Annotated in this window: 12 protein-coding genes and 1 tRNA gene; 3 read left to right on the forward strand and 10 right to left on the reverse strand. The window is 69.6% G+C overall.

Annotated features, from left to right (window positions below; translation table 11 throughout):
• Window positions 1-100: 100 nt before the first annotated feature.
• From ASG80_RS14730 to ASG80_RS14740, 3 genes are all read right to left on the reverse strand, one after another.
• Window positions 101-1774, reverse strand: coding sequence for a DUF885 domain-containing protein (locus tag ASG80_RS14730; RefSeq protein WP_056731977.1), 1674 nt, complete (start codon window positions 1772-1774; stop codon window positions 101-103).
• 98 nt (window positions 1775-1872) lie between these two features.
• Window positions 1873-4563: a DNA polymerase I gene (gene polA, locus ASG80_RS14735; RefSeq protein WP_056732190.1), complete on the reverse strand. Its 2691-nt coding sequence runs from the start codon at window positions 4561-4563 to the stop codon at window positions 1873-1875.
• 130 nt (window positions 4564-4693) lie between these two features.
• Window positions 4694-5299 carry an ANTAR domain-containing response regulator gene (locus ASG80_RS14740; RefSeq protein WP_056731979.1) on the reverse strand — a complete coding sequence of 202 codons (606 nt, stop codon included), beginning with the start codon at window positions 5297-5299 and terminating at the stop codon, window positions 4694-4696.
• Window positions 5300-5335: 36 nt separating this feature from the next.
• Between ASG80_RS14740 and ASG80_RS14745 the strand changes: the two genes are divergently transcribed.
• Window positions 5336-5418, forward strand: a tRNA-Leu gene (locus ASG80_RS14745).
• 2 nt (window positions 5419-5420) lie between these two features.
• Here the strand turns inward: ASG80_RS14745 and ASG80_RS14750 are convergent.
• Complete coding sequence (locus ASG80_RS14750; protein ID WP_056731981.1) at window positions 5421-7079, reverse strand: response regulator transcription factor; 1659 nt, start codon at window positions 7077-7079, stop codon at window positions 5421-5423.
• Window positions 7080-7242: 163 nt separating this feature from the next.
• Here ASG80_RS14750 and ASG80_RS14755 point away from each other — a divergent pair, with 163 nt between their 5' ends.
• Window positions 7243-7635, forward strand: a complete 393-nt coding sequence (locus tag ASG80_RS14755) for a hypothetical protein (protein WP_156401865.1) — start codon at window positions 7243-7245, stop codon at window positions 7633-7635.
• Window positions 7636-7707: 72 nt separating this feature from the next.
• Window positions 7708-8133 (forward strand): SRPBCC family protein, encoded by a 426-nt coding sequence (locus tag ASG80_RS14760; RefSeq protein WP_056731985.1) that lies wholly within the window; start codon window positions 7708-7710, stop codon window positions 8131-8133.
• Window positions 8134-8382: 249 nt separating this feature from the next.
• On the opposite strand, the gene ASG80_RS14765 is transcribed toward ASG80_RS14760, so the two are convergent.
• From ASG80_RS14765 to gltB, 6 genes are all read right to left on the reverse strand, one after another.
• On the reverse strand, window positions 8383-9288 hold the full coding sequence (locus ASG80_RS14765; protein ID WP_056731986.1) for an alpha/beta fold hydrolase: 906 nt from the start codon (window positions 9286-9288) through the stop codon (window positions 8383-8385).
• Window positions 9288-9821 carry an SRPBCC family protein gene (locus tag ASG80_RS14770; RefSeq protein ID WP_056731988.1) on the reverse strand — a complete coding sequence of 178 codons (534 nt, stop codon included), beginning with the start codon at window positions 9819-9821 and terminating at the stop codon, window positions 9288-9290. The genes ASG80_RS14765 and ASG80_RS14770 overlap by 1 nt, the downstream gene beginning before the upstream one ends.
• Before the next feature lie 77 nt (window positions 9822-9898).
• On the reverse strand, window positions 9899-10882 hold the full coding sequence (locus ASG80_RS14775) for a CapA family protein (RefSeq protein WP_056732191.1): 984 nt from the start codon (window positions 10880-10882) through the stop codon (window positions 9899-9901).
• A gap of 238 nt (window positions 10883-11120) precedes the next feature.
• A complete protein-coding gene (gene pyk / locus ASG80_RS14780; protein WP_056731990.1) occupies window positions 11121-12539 on the reverse strand; it encodes a pyruvate kinase in 1419 nt (472 codons plus the stop codon).
• A gap of 74 nt (window positions 12540-12613) precedes the next feature.
• Window positions 12614-14071, reverse strand: coding sequence for a glutamate synthase subunit beta (locus ASG80_RS14785; RefSeq protein ID WP_056731992.1), 1458 nt, complete (start codon window positions 14069-14071; stop codon window positions 12614-12616).
• A gap of 53 nt (window positions 14072-14124) precedes the next feature.
• Window positions 14125-18717: a glutamate synthase large subunit gene (gltB, locus tag ASG80_RS14790; protein WP_056731993.1), complete on the reverse strand. Its 4593-nt coding sequence runs from the start codon at window positions 18715-18717 to the stop codon at window positions 14125-14127.
• Between the last annotated feature and the right edge of the window lie 15 nt (window positions 18718-18732).

Genomic DNA, 18732 nt, shown 5'->3' on the forward strand with positions numbered 1-18732 from the left:
GTCACACGAGTGACGCTCCATCCTAACGGACGCGCTCCCCCGGCGGCAACCGCGCTCCACAGGGTCCTCAGGCGGAGCGGTGCTCCTCGTTCCTCGCGGCTCAGCCGAGCAGTGCGCCGCGCAGCGTATCGAGGCCCACACCGCCGAGGTCGAGCGCCCGGCGATGGAAATCGCGGATGTCGAACCCGGCGCCCTCACGACGCGCCACTTCGTCGCGCAGCTGCTCCCAGATGCGCTGCCCGACCTTGTACGACGGCGCTTGGCCGGGCCAGCCGAGGTAACGGTTCACCTCGAAGCGCACGAACCCCTCGTTCATGTTCACGTTCTGCGACAGGAACTCGAACGCGTACTCCCCCGTCCACGGCCCGTTGCCGTCGGGCCGCTGCTTGCCCAGGTGCACGCCGATGTCGAGCACCACGCGGGCGGCGCGCATGCGCTGACCGTCGAGCATGCCGAGCCGGTCGGCCGGGTCGTCGAGGTAGCCGAGGCCCTCCATGAGCCGCTCGGCATACAGCGCCCACCCCTCGGCGTGCCCGGAGGTTCCGGCCAGTTGGCGCCGCCAGGTGTTGAGCTTGCCGCGGTTGACGACCGCCTGCCCGATCTGCAGGTGGTGGCCCGGCACACCCTCGTGGTAGACGGTGGTGAGCTCACGCCACGTGTCGAACTCGGTGACGCCCTCGGGAACCGACCACCACATGCGACCGGGACGCGTGAAGTCGTCGCTCGGACCCGTGTAGTAGATGCCGCCCTCCTGGGTGGGCGCGATGAGGCACTCGAGCGTGCGGATCTCGGCGGGGATGTCGAACTGCGTGGCGGCGAGCTCGGCCACGGCACGGTCGCTCGTCTCCTGCATCCACTGCTTGAGCGCGTCGGTGCCGTGCAGTTTGCGGGAGGGGTCGCCGTCGAGGAAGGCGACGGCCTCGGCGACGGATGCCCCGGGCACGATCTCGCGCGCGATCGACTCCTGCTCGGCGACCATGCGAGCAAGCTCCTCGATGCCCCACTCGTACGTCTCGTCGAGGTCGATGACGGCCCCGAGGAAGTGGCGCGATTGCAGGGCGTAGATCTCCCGCCCGACGCCGTCGTGCGATCCCGCCGAGGACTGGAGCTCGCCCTCGAGGAACTCCGCGAGGCGCCCGTAGGCGGATGCCGCATCCGCCGCCCCGCCATCGAGGTGGCGCTGCAGCGACTCGGGTAGCTCGGCGTCGCCGACCCTGGCGGTGGACGCGAATATGGCGAAGAACCCGTCGGGCTTGGCATTGCGGCGCGCCTGTGCAGCGACCTCGCGGACCTGCCGGGCGGCGGGGACGACGCCTCGCTGCACACCCTCGCGGAGCATCGCGATGTAGCCGTCGATGGCGCCGGGGACGGCCTCGAGGCGGGTCGCGATGCGCTCCCATTCCTCGGGCGCGTCGGTCGGCATGAGGTCGAACACCTCGCGGATGTCCTGCGAAGGGCTCGCGATCACGTTGAGGTCGCGGAGGTGCAGCCCCGCATCGTGACGTTCGAGCTCGAGTTCGAGTTCGCTGCCGAGGTCGGCGACGGTGATGCGGTCGACGTCGTCGACCGGGGTCGCGGCGCGGAGGGCGGCAAGCGCCTCACGCGTCGCGGCGATCGAGCGCTCGTGGCCGGCGGGCGAGTAGTCGGCGAGCCGCTCGTCGTGAGAGGTGCGGCCGATGTACGTGCCGACGGCGGGGTTCAGCTCGACGAGCGTGTCCACCCAGCCCTCGGCGATGCGGTCGACGTCGGTCGGGGTGCGCTCACTCGATGCCATGCTGCGAGCCTATGGCACCCCGCCGACGCGTGCCGAGTCCGGTGAGGGCACGCCGTCGTCGGCGCCACGGCACGGATGCCCCGAGGGGCATGCACCGATCAGTGTGCGGCGTCGTCCCAATTGGCGCCCCGGCCGATCTGCACGTCGAGCGGCACGAGAAGCTCGGCCGCGTGCGACATCCGATCGCGGACGACCTCCTCGAGCACCTCGGACTCGCCCGGCGCGACCTCGAAGATGAGTTCGTCGTGCACGGTCATGAGCATGCGGCTCTCGAGCCCCTTAGCGGCGATGTCGGATTCGACCGTCGTCATCGCGATCTTCATGACGTCGGCAGCCGATCCCTGGATCGGGGAGTTGAGGGCCGCCCGCTCGGCGTTCTCACGGAGCACGCGGTTCGGGCTCGCGAGGTCGGGGAACGGACGCCGCCGACCGAAGATGGTCTCGGTGTATCCGTCGATCTTCGCCTGCTCGACGACGCCGCGGAGGTAACCGCGCACGGCGCCGAATCGCTCGAAGTACTCCTTCATGAGCTGCGTCGCCTCGGCGCGATCGATGCGGAGCTGCTTCGACAGACCGAAGGCGCTGAGCCCGTAGGCGAGCCCGTAGGACATCGCCTTGACTTTCGTACGCATGACCGGGGTCACGTCCGCGGGGTCGACCCCGAAGACGCGGGCGCCGACGAAGCGGTGCAGGTCTTCTCCGGCGTTGAACGCCTCGATGAGCCCGGGGTCGCCCGAGAGGTGCGCCATGATGCGCATCTCGATCTGCGAGTAGTCGGCGGTGAGGAGCTCGGTGTATTCGGGTCCGTGGCGGAACGCCTTGCGGATGCGACGGCCGTCTTCCGTGCGGATGGGGATGTTCTGCAGGTTCGGGTCGTTCGAGGACAAGCGCCCGGTCGCCGCACCGATCTGTCCGTACGTCGTGTGGATGCGGCCGTCGGCGCCGATCGCCTTGTCGAGCGACTCGACGATCTGGCGCAGCTTCGTCACGTCGCGGTGCTCGAGCAGGTAGCCGAGGAACGGGTGCGGGTTCGACTCCTGAAGGTCGGCGAGTGCGCTCGCGTCGGTCGTGTAGCCGGTCTTCGTGGCGCGCGTCTTCGGCATGCCGAGCTGGTCGAAGAGCACTTCCTGCAACTGCTTCGGCGAGCCGAGGTTCACCTCCCTGCCGATCTCGGCGAAGGCGGCCTCAGCGAAGGCGACGGCCCGCGCCCCGAGTTCGGCGGACAACGTCGAGAGCTCGGAGTGGTCGACCGTGACGCCGCGCAGCTCCATCGCCGCGAGCACCGGCACGAGCGGCATCTCGACGTCGGCGAGCAGCAGGCGGGAGCTCTCGGAGAGCGCACGGAGCACCACCGGGGCGAGTCGGAGGGTGTACCAGGCATACTCGGGCGCGCCCGAGTCGGACCCCTCCTCGGGCACGAGGAGCGACGGATCGGCCTGCGGCACGGTCTCGCCGAGGTGGTACGACACGAGGTCGGCGAGCGACTTCTCCTGCAGGATCGGTCGCACGAGCCAGCCGGCCACGAGCGTGTCGAGCACGAGGCCGTCGAAGGCGAAGCCGGTTCGGGTCAGCGCCTTCAGCTGCGGCTTCGCGTCGGTCACGATCTTGGGCGCGTCGCTCGCGAGCCAAGCCTCGAACGGCGCCATGTCGGCACCGCCGGGCCGCCAGGCCAGGTGCACCGTCTCGTCGGACGTGGCGATGCCAGCGCCGATCACCCGGCCGTCTACGATCTCCAGGCTGAGACCCAGCCCGGCCGGCTCCGCCGCGACCGCGCGCTCGAGCCATGCCGCGAGCCCCTCGCCGACCAGCCGCTGCGGCTCAGGAGTCACGGGCGCCGGGGCCGCCTCTGCGACCTCTGCCGGAGGGGGCCCGGACGCCGCCACCGCGCCGTTGGCCTCGCCGGTGACGAGCTTCGTGACGCGCTCCATCAGCGTGCGGAACTCGAGCCGCTCGAAGATCGGCCGCACGGAATTGAGATCGATGGGCTTGGCCTCGAGCTCGTCGATCTCGACGTCGAGCTCGACGTCGTGGACGAGCTGGTTGAGTCGCCGGTTGCGTACGGCGTTCTCACGCCCGTCGCGCAGGTTCTGCCCCACGACCCCCTTGATCTCATCGGCATGCGCGAGGATGCCGTCGAGGTCGCCGTACAGGCCGAGCCATTTCACCGCGGTCTTCTCGCCGACCTTCGGGATGCCCGGCAGGTTGTCGCTCGTCTCGCCGACGAGCGCCGCGACGTCGGGATACTGCTCGGGCCTGATGCCGTAGCGCTCCATGACCGCGGCGGTGTCGTACCGCTTAAGCTGTGAGACGCCCTGCGTGTTGGGGTAGAGCAGGGTGACGTCGTCGTTGACGAGCTGGATGGTGTCGCGGTCTCCGGAGACGAGCAGGACGCGGTACCCCTCGGCGACGCCACGCTCGGCGAGCGTGGCCAGGATGTCGTCGGCCTCGAAGTCCTGCTTCTCGATGGTGCGCACGCCCATTGCGTGCAGCGCGTCCTGGAGGAGCGGCACCTGGCCCCTGAACTCCAGTGGCGTCTCGCCGCGGTTGCCCTTGTACTCGGCGTACTCGCGAGTGCGGAACGACTGGCGCGACATGTCGAACGCGACCGCGAGGTGCGTCGGCTTCTCGTTCGCGAGCAGCAGCAGCATCATCGACAGGAAGCCGTGGATGGCGTTCGTGTGTTGCCCGTCGCGGGTGGAGAAGCTGTCGACGGGAAGGGCGTAGAAGGCCCGGAAGGCCAGCGAGTGGCCGTCGATCACGAGAAGGGTGGGCTTGTCTGCGTCCGGCACCCCCATAGCCTACAAGCGGCCGCCGACAGCGATCCGCCAGTCGGACGCCGTCGTCGCGGAGGCTCCGACGAGACGACGGATGCCGCGACGAACGGGTCGTCGCGGCATCCGGAAGGCGGAGTCGCCGGCGCTACTTCTTGGGTGCCAGCTGCTCGATGATCGCCTGGGAGACGTCCTTCATGGTGAGCCGGCGGTCCATCGAGGCCTTCTGGATCCAACGGAATGCCTCGGGCTCGGTGAGGCCCATCTTCTCGTTGAGAAGGCCCTTCGCGCGGTCGACGAGCTTGCGTGTCTCGAATCGCTCGACGAGGTCGCCGACCTCGGCCTCGAGCGCGATGATCTGGGCATGCCGGGCGAGCGCGATCTCGATGGCGGGCAGCAGGTCGTTGGGCGTGAACGGCTTGACGACGTAGGCGAGGGCACCGGCCTCGCTCGCGCGCTCGACGAGCTCCTTCTGGCTGAACGCGGTGAGCAGCACGACGGGCGCCACGTGGCCCTTCGAGAGGCGCTCGGCCGCCGAGATGCCGTCGAGCTGGGGCATCTTCACGTCCATGATGACGAGGTCGGGGCGGAGCTCCGTCGCGAGCGCCACGGCGGTCTCGCCATCGCCCGCCTCTCCGACGACCTCGAACCCGTTGTCGCGCAGGATCTCGACGATGTCGAGGCGGATGAGCGACTCATCCTCCGCCACGACGACGCGGCGCGGCGCCGACTGGGTCTGTTCGCTGTCTGTCACGCAGGAAAGCCTACGGTATTCTGGGCGGGGCCCCTGGCCGGTGTGGCGGAATGGCAGACGCGGAGCACTCAAAATGCTTTGCCCGAAAGGGCGTGTGGGTTCGACCCCCACCACCGGCACCTCAGCCGCGTGAGCGGCGGACCAGGTCGTGCTCCAATGCGAAGGTCGCCGCCTGAGTGCGGGAGTGGACCGCGAGCTTGGCGAAGATGTTGCTCACGTGGCGTTGGACGGTGCGCTCGCTGAGAATGAGCTCCGTGGCGATCATGTGGTTGGTCCTGCCCTCCGCGACCAGTTGCAGCACCTGGGCCTCCCGCCGGGTGAGGCCATGAGCGGACCGCGCTGCGGGCCCTACCAGAAGAGCCCGCGCGCGTGCGAGGTCTGGGGCCGCGCCGAGTTGCGAGAAGGTCGCGGTGGCGGCTTCCAGTTCGAACTGCGCACCCTCCTCGTCGCCCACGGCGCGACATGCGGTCGCGAGCAAGACCGCGTTCACAGCTGCCTCATACGGCGCGGCCAGCTCGCGCCATCCCTCGGCGGCTCGCCGCAACGGCGCAAGCGCGGCCGTCGCCCGGCCGTCGGCCAGGGCGACCTCACCGACCGCCCGAACGTACTCGACCCGCACCAGCGTCGTCTCGAAGGCGTCCGCGCACCGGCCGAGTTCGTCGACGGCGGTGACGGCCTCGGGCAGCTCGCCCGCCGCAAGCATGATCGTGACATATGCGGGCAGGAGGCTGCACCTGTCCTGGGGGCGCTCGGTCTCGCTGAGCGCTCGTCGCACACCGGCGGCTGCGGTCGCGACGTCCCCCTGGGCGAGGCGCATGAGCCCCAGACCGGGCTGGGTCGCTGCACCCAGGCTGCTCGCCCGCCGGTAGGCGAACTCGGCCTCGGCGTGCTCGCCGAGCAGCCGGAGCGTTTCGCCGAGCTCGTAGCAGGCATGTCCAGCCAGCCGCGCTCCGTGTCCCCCCGTGAGCTCATCGACGGCCGTCACGAGCTCGCGCCGGGCTGCAATCCATTCCCCGCGACGCCGCTGCAGCACAGCCCGGTACACGCGGCAGTTCGCGAGAAACGGCCCGGACAAGGTCGGCACAGGCAGTGTGGACATCCACGCCTCGAGCGCTCGCTCCCACTCCTGCCCACGAGCCAGGTCATGCGCCTCCATCTCGGCGTTGGAGATCGAAGCGCAGAAAAGCGATGCGGTCGTCCGTGGCGACGTCTCGCCTGCGGTCACCCGCAGCATCGCCTCGTCGAGACGCTCGAGACCTGCCTGCGTCGCACCAGCGTTGAGCCACGCCCGTCCGATGAGCATTGTGGCGAACGCGTCCAAGTCAGCGTCGGCCCGCTCGCGACCCTGCGCCATTGCCGGTGCGAGCAGAGCGCGTGCGTCGTCGTACCTGCCTGTGGCGAAGCACCCGTACGCGGTCGCCACGAGCAGCCAGCCGAGCTCGGTGCCGGATGCGCCCGCAACCTCCCGGAGCCGAGCCAGCCAGCCGTTCGCGTGGGCCATCTCCCCATCCAGCAGAAACGCCTGCCATAGCCAGAACGCGTCCGTGGAGGCGGCATCGAGGTCCCCCTCCCGGACCCGGAGCGCGAACGCCCGGTCCAGGGCAGACACCGCCGCCTCGTGCCGGCCGCTGAGTTGTGCACACTCCGCGAGCATCTCGAGGTCTTCAACGGCGAGTCCTTCAGGCGCAGTCACGGCCAAGAATCCGGCGCAGGCGTCGTCCCAGCGGAGCCCACGATGCGCCGCGCGGGCCCCGGCGAGCGCAGAAGCGGCATCGCTCACAGCGGCCTCCTTCAGCCTCCAGTCTCCCACCGCACGCCGCGACTGGGTAGAAGTGCCCATGCTGTCCAGGCGATCCGGCGGGGAGTGCCGATGCCGCGCGGCTCGCGCTGGGGGATCTTGGGGTTGAACGCCCGGAACCCGGGCACCAACCATGGGAGTCGTCATGACACAGCCGTTCATCTTGGTCGCGAGTTACCCCGTCAAACCGAACAAGCTGGATGAGATCCAGGACCGATGCCAGAGCATCGCGGCGTTGGTGGAGTCGAACGAACCGCAGTTGCTCGCCTTCCACTTCTACTTCGACGAGGCCGGCGGGCGACTGGGCGTCATCCAGGTGCACCCCGACGCAGCCTCGATGGAGCGTCATATGGAGGTCATCGCCGAGCACCTCGCCACCGCGTGGGACTGGCTCGACGACGAGGGCGGCGAGCAGCACTGGTTCGGTACGCCGCCAGACGTTCTCACCCACTACGCCGTCGAGCACGGCGAGACAGTCGACGCGTTCGCCGCCCACGTGGCCGGGTTCACCCGGAGCCAGGCGTCGCTCGTCGGCTGAGCTCCGACCCCGGGCATTGCACTCAGCCACATCCACAGCCGCCTCAGCAGCACTCATCAGGAGGACAGCGACATGATCAACTACGAAAGCAGCACGTACATCGCCAGGCCGGCGGAGGAAGTCTTCGCGTACGTCGCGGACGTGCGCAACGATCAGCACTGGCACAAGGACGTCAAGTCGGCGACCGTCACCAAGGGCGACGGCCAACTCGCTGTGGGCACCGTCTTCGACGTCAAGGGGATGGTCTCCGGTACCGAGGAGATCATTGCCTATGAGGCCCCCCATAAGGTGGTCCTCAGGGGCGGCGAGATGGGGAAGATCGTTCCGACCGACATCCGCACGATCGAGCCGGTCGACGGCGGGGTGCGTTTCACCCGGCACATCGACATCGATGCAGACGGCTTCATGGGTTGGATGACGAACCGGATGCTCGGATGGGCCACCAAGCGCAACGCCCAGTTCGTCGAGAACCTCAAGCAGGTCCTCGAAAGGGGCTGACCAGCCTCAGCACAACAGCTTTCGGCGCGAAGGCTGCCCTCCTCCGCCGCTAAACTCGTTCGGGCATCACCCCGACGCGAGTGGCAGCAGTGTCGATCTGGAGCCCAGTTGACTCACGAGCTCAGCGAAGCTCGAACGCCGAACCGAGAGTCGTGTCGGGGTCAGGGTTCGCCACCCAGTCGTGCGGGGTGACGCAGCGATTTCAGCCCCTCATCTAACGAGGGTGGCGTGATCGTGCGTCGCGGTTGCCTACGGTTCCTTCGCGGGCGGATGATGCACGCCCCGGTGGATCTCGTACACGCGTGCGTGGCCCGGCGAATCAGGGTCGTCGACGATAGGCCGGTCTGCCATGAACAGGCGGATGACGTGGGCGAGTTCGCCCGGGTGGCTGAAGTTGATCGCGTGCGCCGCGCCTTCGATCTTCACGACGAGCACGTGGGTGTCGGTCTGGCTGGCGACCTCCTGCACCCGGGTGGGCCCGGGCATGAGCGGATCCCGATCGCCCAGCACGACGAGCGTCGGGATCTGGAGCTCGAGCAACCGCTCGAGTGCTGGGTACTGCATGAGTGCCCGGAACATCCGCACCGTGCTGGGCACCCCGAATCGGAGGTAGTCCGGTGTCACCACGCCCATCAGCCGGGGTGGTTCGCGCGGGCCGTCTCGGCTGATCTGGCCCATGGCGCGTCGGAGCGGCTGATTGAAGCCGCCGCCGGCCGGCGACACGAGGACCGCCCGGTCGATGCGATCGGGATGGTGATACGCGAATTCGCAGATGACGGGACAACCCATCGAGTTGCCCACCAGGGTGGCTCGCTCGACCTGGCGGTCGTCGAGGAACCTCGCCGCGGCGTGCGCCAGGTCGGGCACGTCGAGGGCGTCGGCAGCCTTCCCGCTGCGTCCGAAGCCCGGCAGGTCTGGAACGAGCGTGTGGAACTCGTCGGCAAGGCGTTCCGCGGTCGGGAGGAGGTAGCGGCCCGAGAGGCCGAAGCCGTGCACGTGCATCATCACCGGAGCATCCGGTGGATTCCGCGACTCCCGGTAGAAGACGTCGACGCCGTCGATCGTGGTCCATCGCTCGGCCAACGCGGATGCCGGGGGCCGAGGACGTCGCAACCCCCTTCGAGACCCGGTCGATGCCTGCGAGTTCGTCGACATCAGCTCCTCCTCCCAATGCCATCGTCCTCCCGATCGCCTCCGCCCGCTCCCCCCGGAAGGGGGCTCAGGTCACTGGATGCGTTCTCCGGCACGGATGCCTCGCGCAGGTGCGCGTTCCGCTGCTCGATAAGTCGTCGCAGGTATGGGCCGAGCACCACCTCGGCGAGCCGGCCCAGGCCGCCGAGCGGTGCGGTGAACGCGACCCGGTCGATCATGAGCGTGCCGTCGCCGGCGGCGACGAACCGGTGCTCGTGCCAGAAGCGATTGAACGGCCCGCGCACCTGCTCGTCGACGAACGAGTCGGGCGGCGACATGCGGGTGATGCGGCTCGTCATGCGGATGGGCACGCCGAAGTGCCAGGCGCGCCACGTGACCTCCTCCCCCTCGACCATGAGGCCGCCCCTCACGCCTGCGATGGCGCGCGCTCGGGAGTGGGCCATCGACGACAGGTGCAGATCGATGCTGCGTGACCGGTCGAACGCCTCCTGCACGCCGACCGGCAGCCGCGTCCGGCATTCGAACTCCACGACCATGACGGAAGTCTCGCATGCCCACGCCGGACTGGAGGCGGCCGATGCCGCACGTCATGCGCAGGCGGCGTCGGCGGCGCTCAGACCGAGTCGGGAAGGATTCGGATGACGAGACACCGCTCGTCGTCATCCCAGACGGCGCGCGTGCCGAGTGCCAGGCAGCGCTGCGTCATGGCATCGGCGATCTCGCTGGCGTGCCGTCCGGCGTGACGGGCCTGGAAGTGGACGATCTCGGTCGGATGCAGGCGCAGCTCGGTCGGGATCGCAGCTTCGGTGCGCAACATGAACAGGAACGACCGGTCGTTGCGCTCGACCGGATCGACCGCGTAGTCGTCGACGAAGTCGCCGGCGCCGTAGAGGATCGGCCTGTCGCGGTACACCTCGACCCCACGCACGATGTGCGGGGAGTGCCCGAACACGACGTCCGCTCCCGCGTCCACGAGCTCGCGCGCGAACGCACGGTGGCTGCGCGGGGCTTCGACGCCCCAGTTCCCACCCCAGTGCGCCGACACGATGAGCAAGTCGACGATGTCTCGCTCCCGGGCGACGATATCGAGCAGGGCCACGGCGCGTGGGTCGTCGGGGTCGATGGGCACGTGGTGCACGCCGGGCGACTCCTGGCCTGCTTCCCAGTCCGGCTCGTTGTCGGTGAAGGCGATCATGGCAATCGTGAGATCGTCGCGACGGATGACGGCGGGGCGCCGAGCCTCTTCCGCGTTCGCCCCCGCACCGGCGAAGCGGATGCCGTGCTGCGCGAGCGTCGCGAGCGACTCGAGCGCGGCATCCGCGCCGAAATCGAGCACATGGTTGTTCGCCACCGAAACGAGAGCGAAGCCGGCCGACTCGAGGCTCGCCACGGCACGACGGTCGGCGCGGAAGTGGAAGGCCTTGCCGGGCCATGGCTCGCCGTCGTCGGCGAGCACGAACTCGACGTTGCCGACGAGCGCGTCGGCGCGTCGCAGCAGCGGCAGCGTGTCGCCCCACGGGTACTCCGGCGGGCGACGGCGCAGTTCCTCCGCCACGAGCCGGCCCAGCATCACGTCACCGACGAAGGCGATCTCCATGGGACCCTCCGAGCCGCTCATGGCGGCGCGTTCGCTCTTCTTTCCATCATGCACCACCGGCGCTGCCCATCAGGCACCAGGCACATGCGCGACACGAGGATGAAGGCCCAGACGTCACCCGCAGGTGAGGGTCACGCGGCGCGGCATCCGAACGGGCCCACCGTCGCGGCGACGCGGCATCCGCCTGCAGACGACGACGGCCCGGTCGCTCCTCGCGGAGCACCGGGCCATCGGTGCGTCAGTCCAGCACGTCGCCGACGACGTGGACGCGCACGTCGTTCGTGGTGCCGGGGATGCCGGGAGGCGAACCCGAGATGATGACGACCTTCTCGCCGTTCGCGGCGATCCCGGTCTTCGCGAGGACCTCGTCGACCTGGCCGACCATCTGGTCGGTGTGGGTCACGCGATCGACGACGAACGACTCGACACCCCAATTCAGCGCCATGCGGCGACGGATCGCCGGGTCGGGCGTGAACGCGAGGATGGGGATGACGGAGCGGATGCGGGACATCCGGCGCACCGATTCGCCGGTCTCGGTGAAGACGCAGAGGTACTTCGCCTCGACGAAGTCCGCGACCTCGACGGCGGCGAGCGTGATCGCGCCGGCCTGCGTGCGCGGCTTCGTGCCGAGCGGCAGGATGCGGTCGAGCCCGTGCTCCTCGGTGGACTCCACGATGCGCGCCATCGTCTTCACCGTGATCACCGGGTACTCGCCGACGCTGGTCTCGCCCGAGAGCATCACGGCATCTGCACCGTCGAGCACCGCGTTCGCGACGTCGGAGGTCTCGGCGCGGGTCGGAACCGGGCTGTGGATCATCGACTCGAGCATCTGCGTGGCGACGATGACGGGCTTGGCGAGGCGCCGGGCGATCTCGACCGCGCGCTTCTGCACAATGGGCACGGCCTCGAGCGGCAGCTCGACGCCGAGGTCGCCTCGGGCGACCATGATCGCGTCGAAGGCCTCGGTGATCTCCTCCAGGGCGTCGACCGCCTGCGGCTTCTCGATCTTCGCGACGACCGGCACGCGACGTCCGACCTCGTCCATGATCTCGTGCACGCGCTCGATGTCGGAGGCGCTGCGCACGAAGGAGAGCGCGATGAGGTCGGCGCCGAGCTCGAGGCCCCAGCGCAGGTCGGCCTCATCCTTCTCCGACAGGGCTGGCACGTTGACGGTCACCCCGGGAAGGTTGATGCCCTTGTTGTTCGAGACGGGGCCTGCGACGACGACGCGGGTGGTGACCACCGTGCCGTCGGTCTCGACGACCTCGACGCGCACCTTGCCATCGTCGATGAGCAGGAAGTCGCCGGGCTTCACGTCGTGGGGCAGGCCCTTGAAGGTCGTGCCGACGATCTCCTTGGTGCCGACGATGTCTTCCGTCGTGATCTTGAAGACGTCGCCCTCTGCGAGCTCGTACGGGCCGTCGGCGAACTTCCCGAGGCGGATCTTGGGGCCCTGCAGGTCGATGAGCACCGCCACGGCGCGACCTGAGTCGTTCGCCGCCTTCCGCACGTTCTGGTAGACGCCCTCGTGCACGTCGTAGCTTCCGTGGCTGAGGTTCATGCGCGCGACGTCGATGCCCGCATCGACGATCGCCCGGATCTGCTCATAGCTCGATGTCGCCGGCCCGAGGGTGGCGACGATCTTCGCTCGTCTCATCTGGTGTGTGCTCCCGTGTTCCGCGCCGCAGCGCTGGGTGGTGGTCGTGCGACGCGCCGTCGGCGCGCGCGGGTCTAGATCGCGAAGGCGCGGGCGTGCGCCTGGATCGGGCTCGGCAATTGGGTGTCGCCTTCAAGGTACCGGTCGACGGCGGATGCCGCCGCGCGGCCCTCTGCGATCGCCCACACGATGAGCGACTGGCCGCGTCCGGCGTCGCCGGCGACGAACACGCCGGGCTGGGCGGTGGCGTACTCGGCGTCTCGTGCGATGTTGCCCCGGTCGGTCACCGGCAGGTGCAGCTGCTCGTCGAGCTCGCGCGTCTCGGGTCCGGTGAATCCCAGCGAGAGCAGAACGAGGTCGGCGGGGATCTCGTGCTCGGTGCCGGCCTTGGGCACGCGGCGGCCGTCGAGGTACTCCGTCTCGGCGACGCGGATCGCCCGAACCTCACCCGCATCGTTGGCGAGGAACTCGACCGTCGACGCGAGGTACTGGCGGGTGCCGCCCTCCTCGTGCGCGCTCTGCACCTCGAAGACCGTCGGATGCATCGGCCATGGCTGCTCCGCCGGCCGCGTGGGGCTCGGCTCCTTGCCGATGGCGAGGTTGGTCACGGAGAGCGCGCCCTGGCGGTGCGCCGTGCCGATGCAGTCCGCGCCGGTGTCGCCGCCGCCGAGGACCACGACGTGCTTGCCCTCCGCGGTGATCTGGTCGAACACCTGGTCGCCGGCGAGGTGCCGGTTCGACTGGGTGAGGTACTCCATCGCGAAGTGCACGCCGGGTAGGTCGCGCCCGGGGATCGGCAGGTCGCGGGGCACCATCGCGCCCGTCGCGACGACGACCGCGTCGTACCGCTCACGGAGCTGCTCCCAGGTGATGTCGACGCCGATGTTCACTCCCGCGCGGAAGCGGGTGCCCTCGGCGGTCATCTGCGCGAGCCGCTGGTCGAGGTGCTTCTTCTCCATCTTGAAGTCGGGGATGCCGTAGCGGAGCAGTCCGCCGATGCGGTCGTCGCGCTCGAAGACGGCGACCGTGTGGCCGGCGCGCGTGAGCTGCTGCGCCGCCGCGAGCCCTGCAGGGCCCGAGCCGACGACCGCCACCGTCTTGCCGGTGAGGCGACCGGGCGGCTGCGGCTGCACCCAGCCCTTGCCGAACGCCTGGTCGATGATCGACACCTCGACCTGCTTGATCGTCACCGCGGGCTGGTTGATGGCGAGCACGCACGACGACTCGCATGGCGCCGGGCACAGTCGCCCGGTGAACTCGGGGAAGTTGTTCGTGGCGTGCAGGCGCTCGATCGCCGCGCGGCCCTCGCCGCGCCACATGAGGTCGTTCCACTCGGGGATCAGGTTGCCGAGCGGGCAGCCCTGATGGCAGAACGGGATGCCGCAGTCCATGCAGCGACCGGCCTGCCGACGCAGCTGGGCGGGGTCGCCCTGCTCGTAGACCTCTTTCCAGTCCATGATGCGCACCGGAACGGGCCGACGCTTCGGCAGCTCGCGCTCGGTGACCTTCAGAAAGCCCTTCGGGTCAGCCACCCGTCACCTCCATGCATTCGTGGAGCACTGCTCGAGTCTGGTTCGGGTCGCGCTCAGCCACCGGTGACCTCCAGGATCCTGGTCCAGACCACGTCGCCGTCGGGGTCGAGCCCCTCGTCGACGGCGCTCTGGCGGGTGCGGAGCACCGCGGCGTAGTCGCGCGGCAGCACCTTCGTGAAGCGGTCGAGGGCGGTGTCGCCCTCGGCGAGCAACCGGGCCGCCACGGCGGAGTCGGTGGTCTCCAGGTGCTGCTCGAGCAGGTCGCGCACGATCTCGCGGTCGGCGCTGCCGAGCGGATGCAACTCCAGCTCGCCGGAGCTCAGGGACTCGAGGTTCACGCGACCCTCGTGCAGTCCGAGCACGTAGGCCGTGCCGCCCGACATGCCAGCACCGAGGTTGCGGCCCGTCTCGCCGAGGATGAGTGCGAGCCCGCCGGTCATGTACTCGAGCGCGTGGTCGCCCACGCCCTCCACCACCGCGGTCGCGCCGGAGTTGCGCACGAGGAACCGCTCGCCCACGATGCCGCGGATGAACATGCTGCCGCGGGTCGCACCGTAGCCGATGACGTTGCCGGCGATCACGTTGCGCTCGGCGACGAAGCCGCTGTCGCGCGACGGACGCAGGACGAGCTGGCCGCCCGAGAGCCCCTTGCCGACGTAGTCGTTCGAGTCGCCCTCGAGCCGCAGCGTGATGCCGCTCGGCAGGAACGCGCCGAACGACTGGCCGGCCGAGCCCGTGAGCGTCACGTCGATCGCGCCTGGCGGGAGCCCGTGCTCACCGCGGCGCACGGTGACCTCGTGCCCGAGCATCGTGCCGACTGCACGCTCCGTGTTCTTGATCGGCAGGTCGATCTGCACCGAGCCGCCCTCGTCGAGCACGATGCGGCTGCGACGGATGAGCTCGTTGTCGAAGTGCCGGTCGAGCTCGTGGTCCTGCGGGCGCAGGTTTCGCCGTGGCTCGGACTCGGAGAAGTCGGGGCCCATGAGCACGGGCGTGAGGTCGAGCCCGGCGGCCTTCCAGTGCGCGACGGCGCGGTCGACGTCGAGCAGGTCGCGGCGACCGATGATCTCGTCGAGCGAATGGTAGCCGAGTTCGGCGAGGTACTCGCGCACCTCCTGCGCGATGAACTCGAAGAAGTTCACCACGAACTCGGGCTTGCCCGTGAAGCGCTTGCGGAGCTCGGGGTTCTGCGTCGCGACGCCCACCGGGCAGGTGTCGAGGTGGCAGACGCGCATCATGACGCATCCCTGCACGACGAGCGGCGCCGTGGCGAAGCCGAACTCCTCCGCGCCGAGGAGCGCGCCGATCATGACGTCGCGGCCCGTCTTCAACTGGCCGTCGACCTGCACCACCACGCGGTCGCGCATGCCGTTGAGCATGAGCGTCTGCTGGGTCTCGGCCAGGCCGAGCTCCCACGGGGTGCCCGCGTGCTTCAGCGAGTTGAGCGGACTCGCACCGGTGCCGCCGTCGTGCCCCGACACGAGGATGACGTCGGCGAGGGCCTTGGCCGTGCCGGCGGCGACCGCCCCGATGCCCGACTGGCTGACGAGCTTCACGTGCACGCGCGCCTTGGGGTTCGCCCGCTTCAGGTCGAAGATCAGCTGCTTGAGGTCCTCGATCGAGTAGATGTCGTGGTGCGGCGGCGGCGAGATCAGGCCGACGCCGGCGGTGCCGTGCCGGGTGCGCGCGATCCACGGGTACACCTTGGTCGAAGGCAGCTGCCCGCCCTCGCCCGGCTTCGCGCCCTGCGCGAGCTTGATCTGCAGGTCGGTGGCGTGCGTGAGGTACATGCTCGTCACGCCGAACCGGCCCGAGGCCACCTGCTTGATGGCACTGCGGCGCTCGGGGTCGAGCAGCCGGTCGAGGTCCTCGCCGCCCTCGCCGGTGTTCGACTTCGCGCCGAGGCGGTTCATCGCGATGGCGAGCGACTCGTGCGCCTCCTTCGAGATCGAGCCGTAGCTCATCGCGCCGGTCGAGAACCGCTTCACGATCGACTCGATCGACTCGACCTCGTCGATCGGCACCGGCGGCCGCGAACCCGTGCGCAGCGCGAACATGCCGCGCAGGGTCATGAGCTGCTCGGCCTGGCCGTCGACGAGCGACGTGTACTCGCGGAACACGTCGTAGCGGCGGTTGCGCGTGGAGTGCTGCAGGCGGAACACCGTCTCGGGGTTGAAGAGGTGCGGCGAGCCGTCGCGACGCCACTGGTACTCGCCGCCGGTCGCGAGGCGCTCGTGCGCGCGTACCGCGGCATCCTCGGGGTAGGCGACGCGGTGCCGGTGCAGGTTCTCGGCCGCGACGACGTCGATGCCGACGCCGCCGAGCTTCGAGGTGGTGCCGGTGAAGTACTCGTCGATGAACTCCTGCGACAGGCCCACGGCCTCGAACGCCTGGGCGCCTGCGTACGACGAGATCGTCGAGATGCCCATCTTCGACATGATCTTCAGCACGCCCTTGCCGAGCGCCCTGATCACGTTGCGCACGGCGCCCTCGGGCGTGACGCCTGCGATGACGCCGGAGCGCACGAGGTCCTCGCAGGTCTCCATCGCGAGGTACGGGTTCACCGCGGAGGCGCCGTACCCGATGAGGAGTGCCACGTGATGCACCTCGCGCACGTCGCCGGCCTCGACCACGAGGCCGACCTTCATGCGGTTCTCCGACCGGATGAGGTGGTGGTGCACGGCCGACAGCATGAGCAGCGAGGGGATCGGCGCAAGGTCGCGCGTGGAGTCGCGGTCGCTCAGCACGATGAACGACGCGCCCTCCTCGATGGCCTCGTCGACCTCGTCGCAGAGCGCGTCGAGGCGCGCGCGCATGGCCTCTGGGCCGTCGTCGACGCGATAGAGCCCCCTCACGGTCTTCGTGGTTCGCGCGCCGACGTGCGGGTCGATGTGCACGATCTTCGCGAGCTCGTCGTTGTCGATGACCGGGAAGTCGAGTGACACCTGGTGGGCGTGGTCGGGACCGGCGGTGAGCAGGTTGCGCTCGGGGCCGAGCGACGAGCCGAGCGAGGTGACGACCGCCTCGCGGATGGAGTCGAGCGGCGGGTTCGTGACCTGCGCGAACTGCTGCGTGAAGTAGTCGAAGAGCAGGCGCGGGCGCTGCGACAGCACGGCGATGGGGGTGTCGGATCCCATCGCGCCGAGCGGCTCCTGGCCGGTCTTCGCCATCGGCGTGAGGAGGATCTTCACCTCCTCCTCGGTGTAGCCGAAGGTGCGCTGCCGCCGGTTCACGGACGCCGGCGGGTGCACGATGTGCTCGCGCTCGGGCAGGTCGGAGAGCCGGATGCGGCCGCCGTCGAGCCAGGTGTCCCACGGCTCGGATGCCGCGAGCTCGGCCTTGATCTCGTCGTCCTCGATGAGGCGGCCGGCCTCGGTGTCGACGAGGAACATGCGGCCGGGCTGGAGCCGGCCCTTGCGCACGACGCGGCTCTGGTCGATGTCGAGCACGCCGATCTCGCTCGCCAGCACGACCAGGCCGTCGTCGGTGACGAGGTAGCGGCCGGGCCGCAGGCCGTTGCGGTCGAGGGTCGCGCCGACGAGCGAGCCGTCGGTGAACACGATCGCGGCCGGCCCGTCCCACGGCTCCATGAGCATCGAGTGGTACTCGTAGAACGCCCGACGCGCCGGGTCGATCTCGGACTGGTTCTCCCAGGCCTCGGGCACCATCATCATGATCGCGTGCGGGAGGCTGCGTCCGGAGAGGGTGAGCAGCTCCACGACCTCGTCGAACGACGCTGAGTCGCTCGCACCGGGCGTGACGATCGGCAGGATCGGCGAGAGGTCGCCGAGCACCTCCGACTCGAGCTGCGACTGGCGGGCCCGCATCCAGTTGCGGTTGCCCTGGATCGTGTTGATCTCGCCGTTGTGGGCGATCATGCGGAACGGTTGCGCGAGCGGCCACGACGGGAACGTGTTGGTCGAGTAGCGCGAGTGCACAAGCGCGAGCTTCGAGGCGAACCGCTCGTCGGAGAGGTCGGGGTAGAACGGCTCGAGCTGCAGCGTCGTGACCATGCCCTTGTAGACGAGCGTGCGGCACGAGAGCGACGCGAAGTACAGTTCGAGCTCGCGCTCGGCGCGGTTGCGCAGGCGGAACGCGAGCCGGTCGAGTGCGATGCCGTCGAGGCGCCCGCCCTCCGACGTCGTGGCGGCGGACCGCACGTACAGCTGCTGCACCACGGGCATGGCGGCGCGGGCGAGCGTGCCGAGCTCCTCGGGGCGCACGGGCACCTCGCGCCATCCGATCACCTCGAGTCCCTCGGATGCCGCGAGCTCGGCGAGCCGGCGCTTGACGCTCGAGCGCGTGGTGGGGTCGATGGGCAGGAACGCGTTGCCGACCGCGTAGGAGCCCGCAGCGGGCAGCGCGAACGGCACGACGGCGCGCAGGAACGCGTCGGGCACCTGCGTGATGATGCCCGCGCCATCGCCGGTGCCGGCGTCGGAGCCGACCGCGCCCCGGTGCTCGAGGTGGCGCAGCGCATCGAGCGCGGCCGTGATGATGTCGTGCCCCGCGGTGCCCCGGAGGGTCGCGACCATCGCGAGGCCGCAGGCGTCCTTCTCGGCGGCGGGGTCGTACATGCCCTGCGCGGCGGGAACGAGACCGAACCTCGAGAAGGGTGGAGTGAGCGACACGTGGACCGTCCTCATCAACTAGTCAGGCAG

Source organism: Agromyces sp. Soil535, from assembly GCF_001428255.1.
Lineage (GTDB): Bacteria > Actinomycetota > Actinomycetes > Actinomycetales > Microbacteriaceae > Agromyces.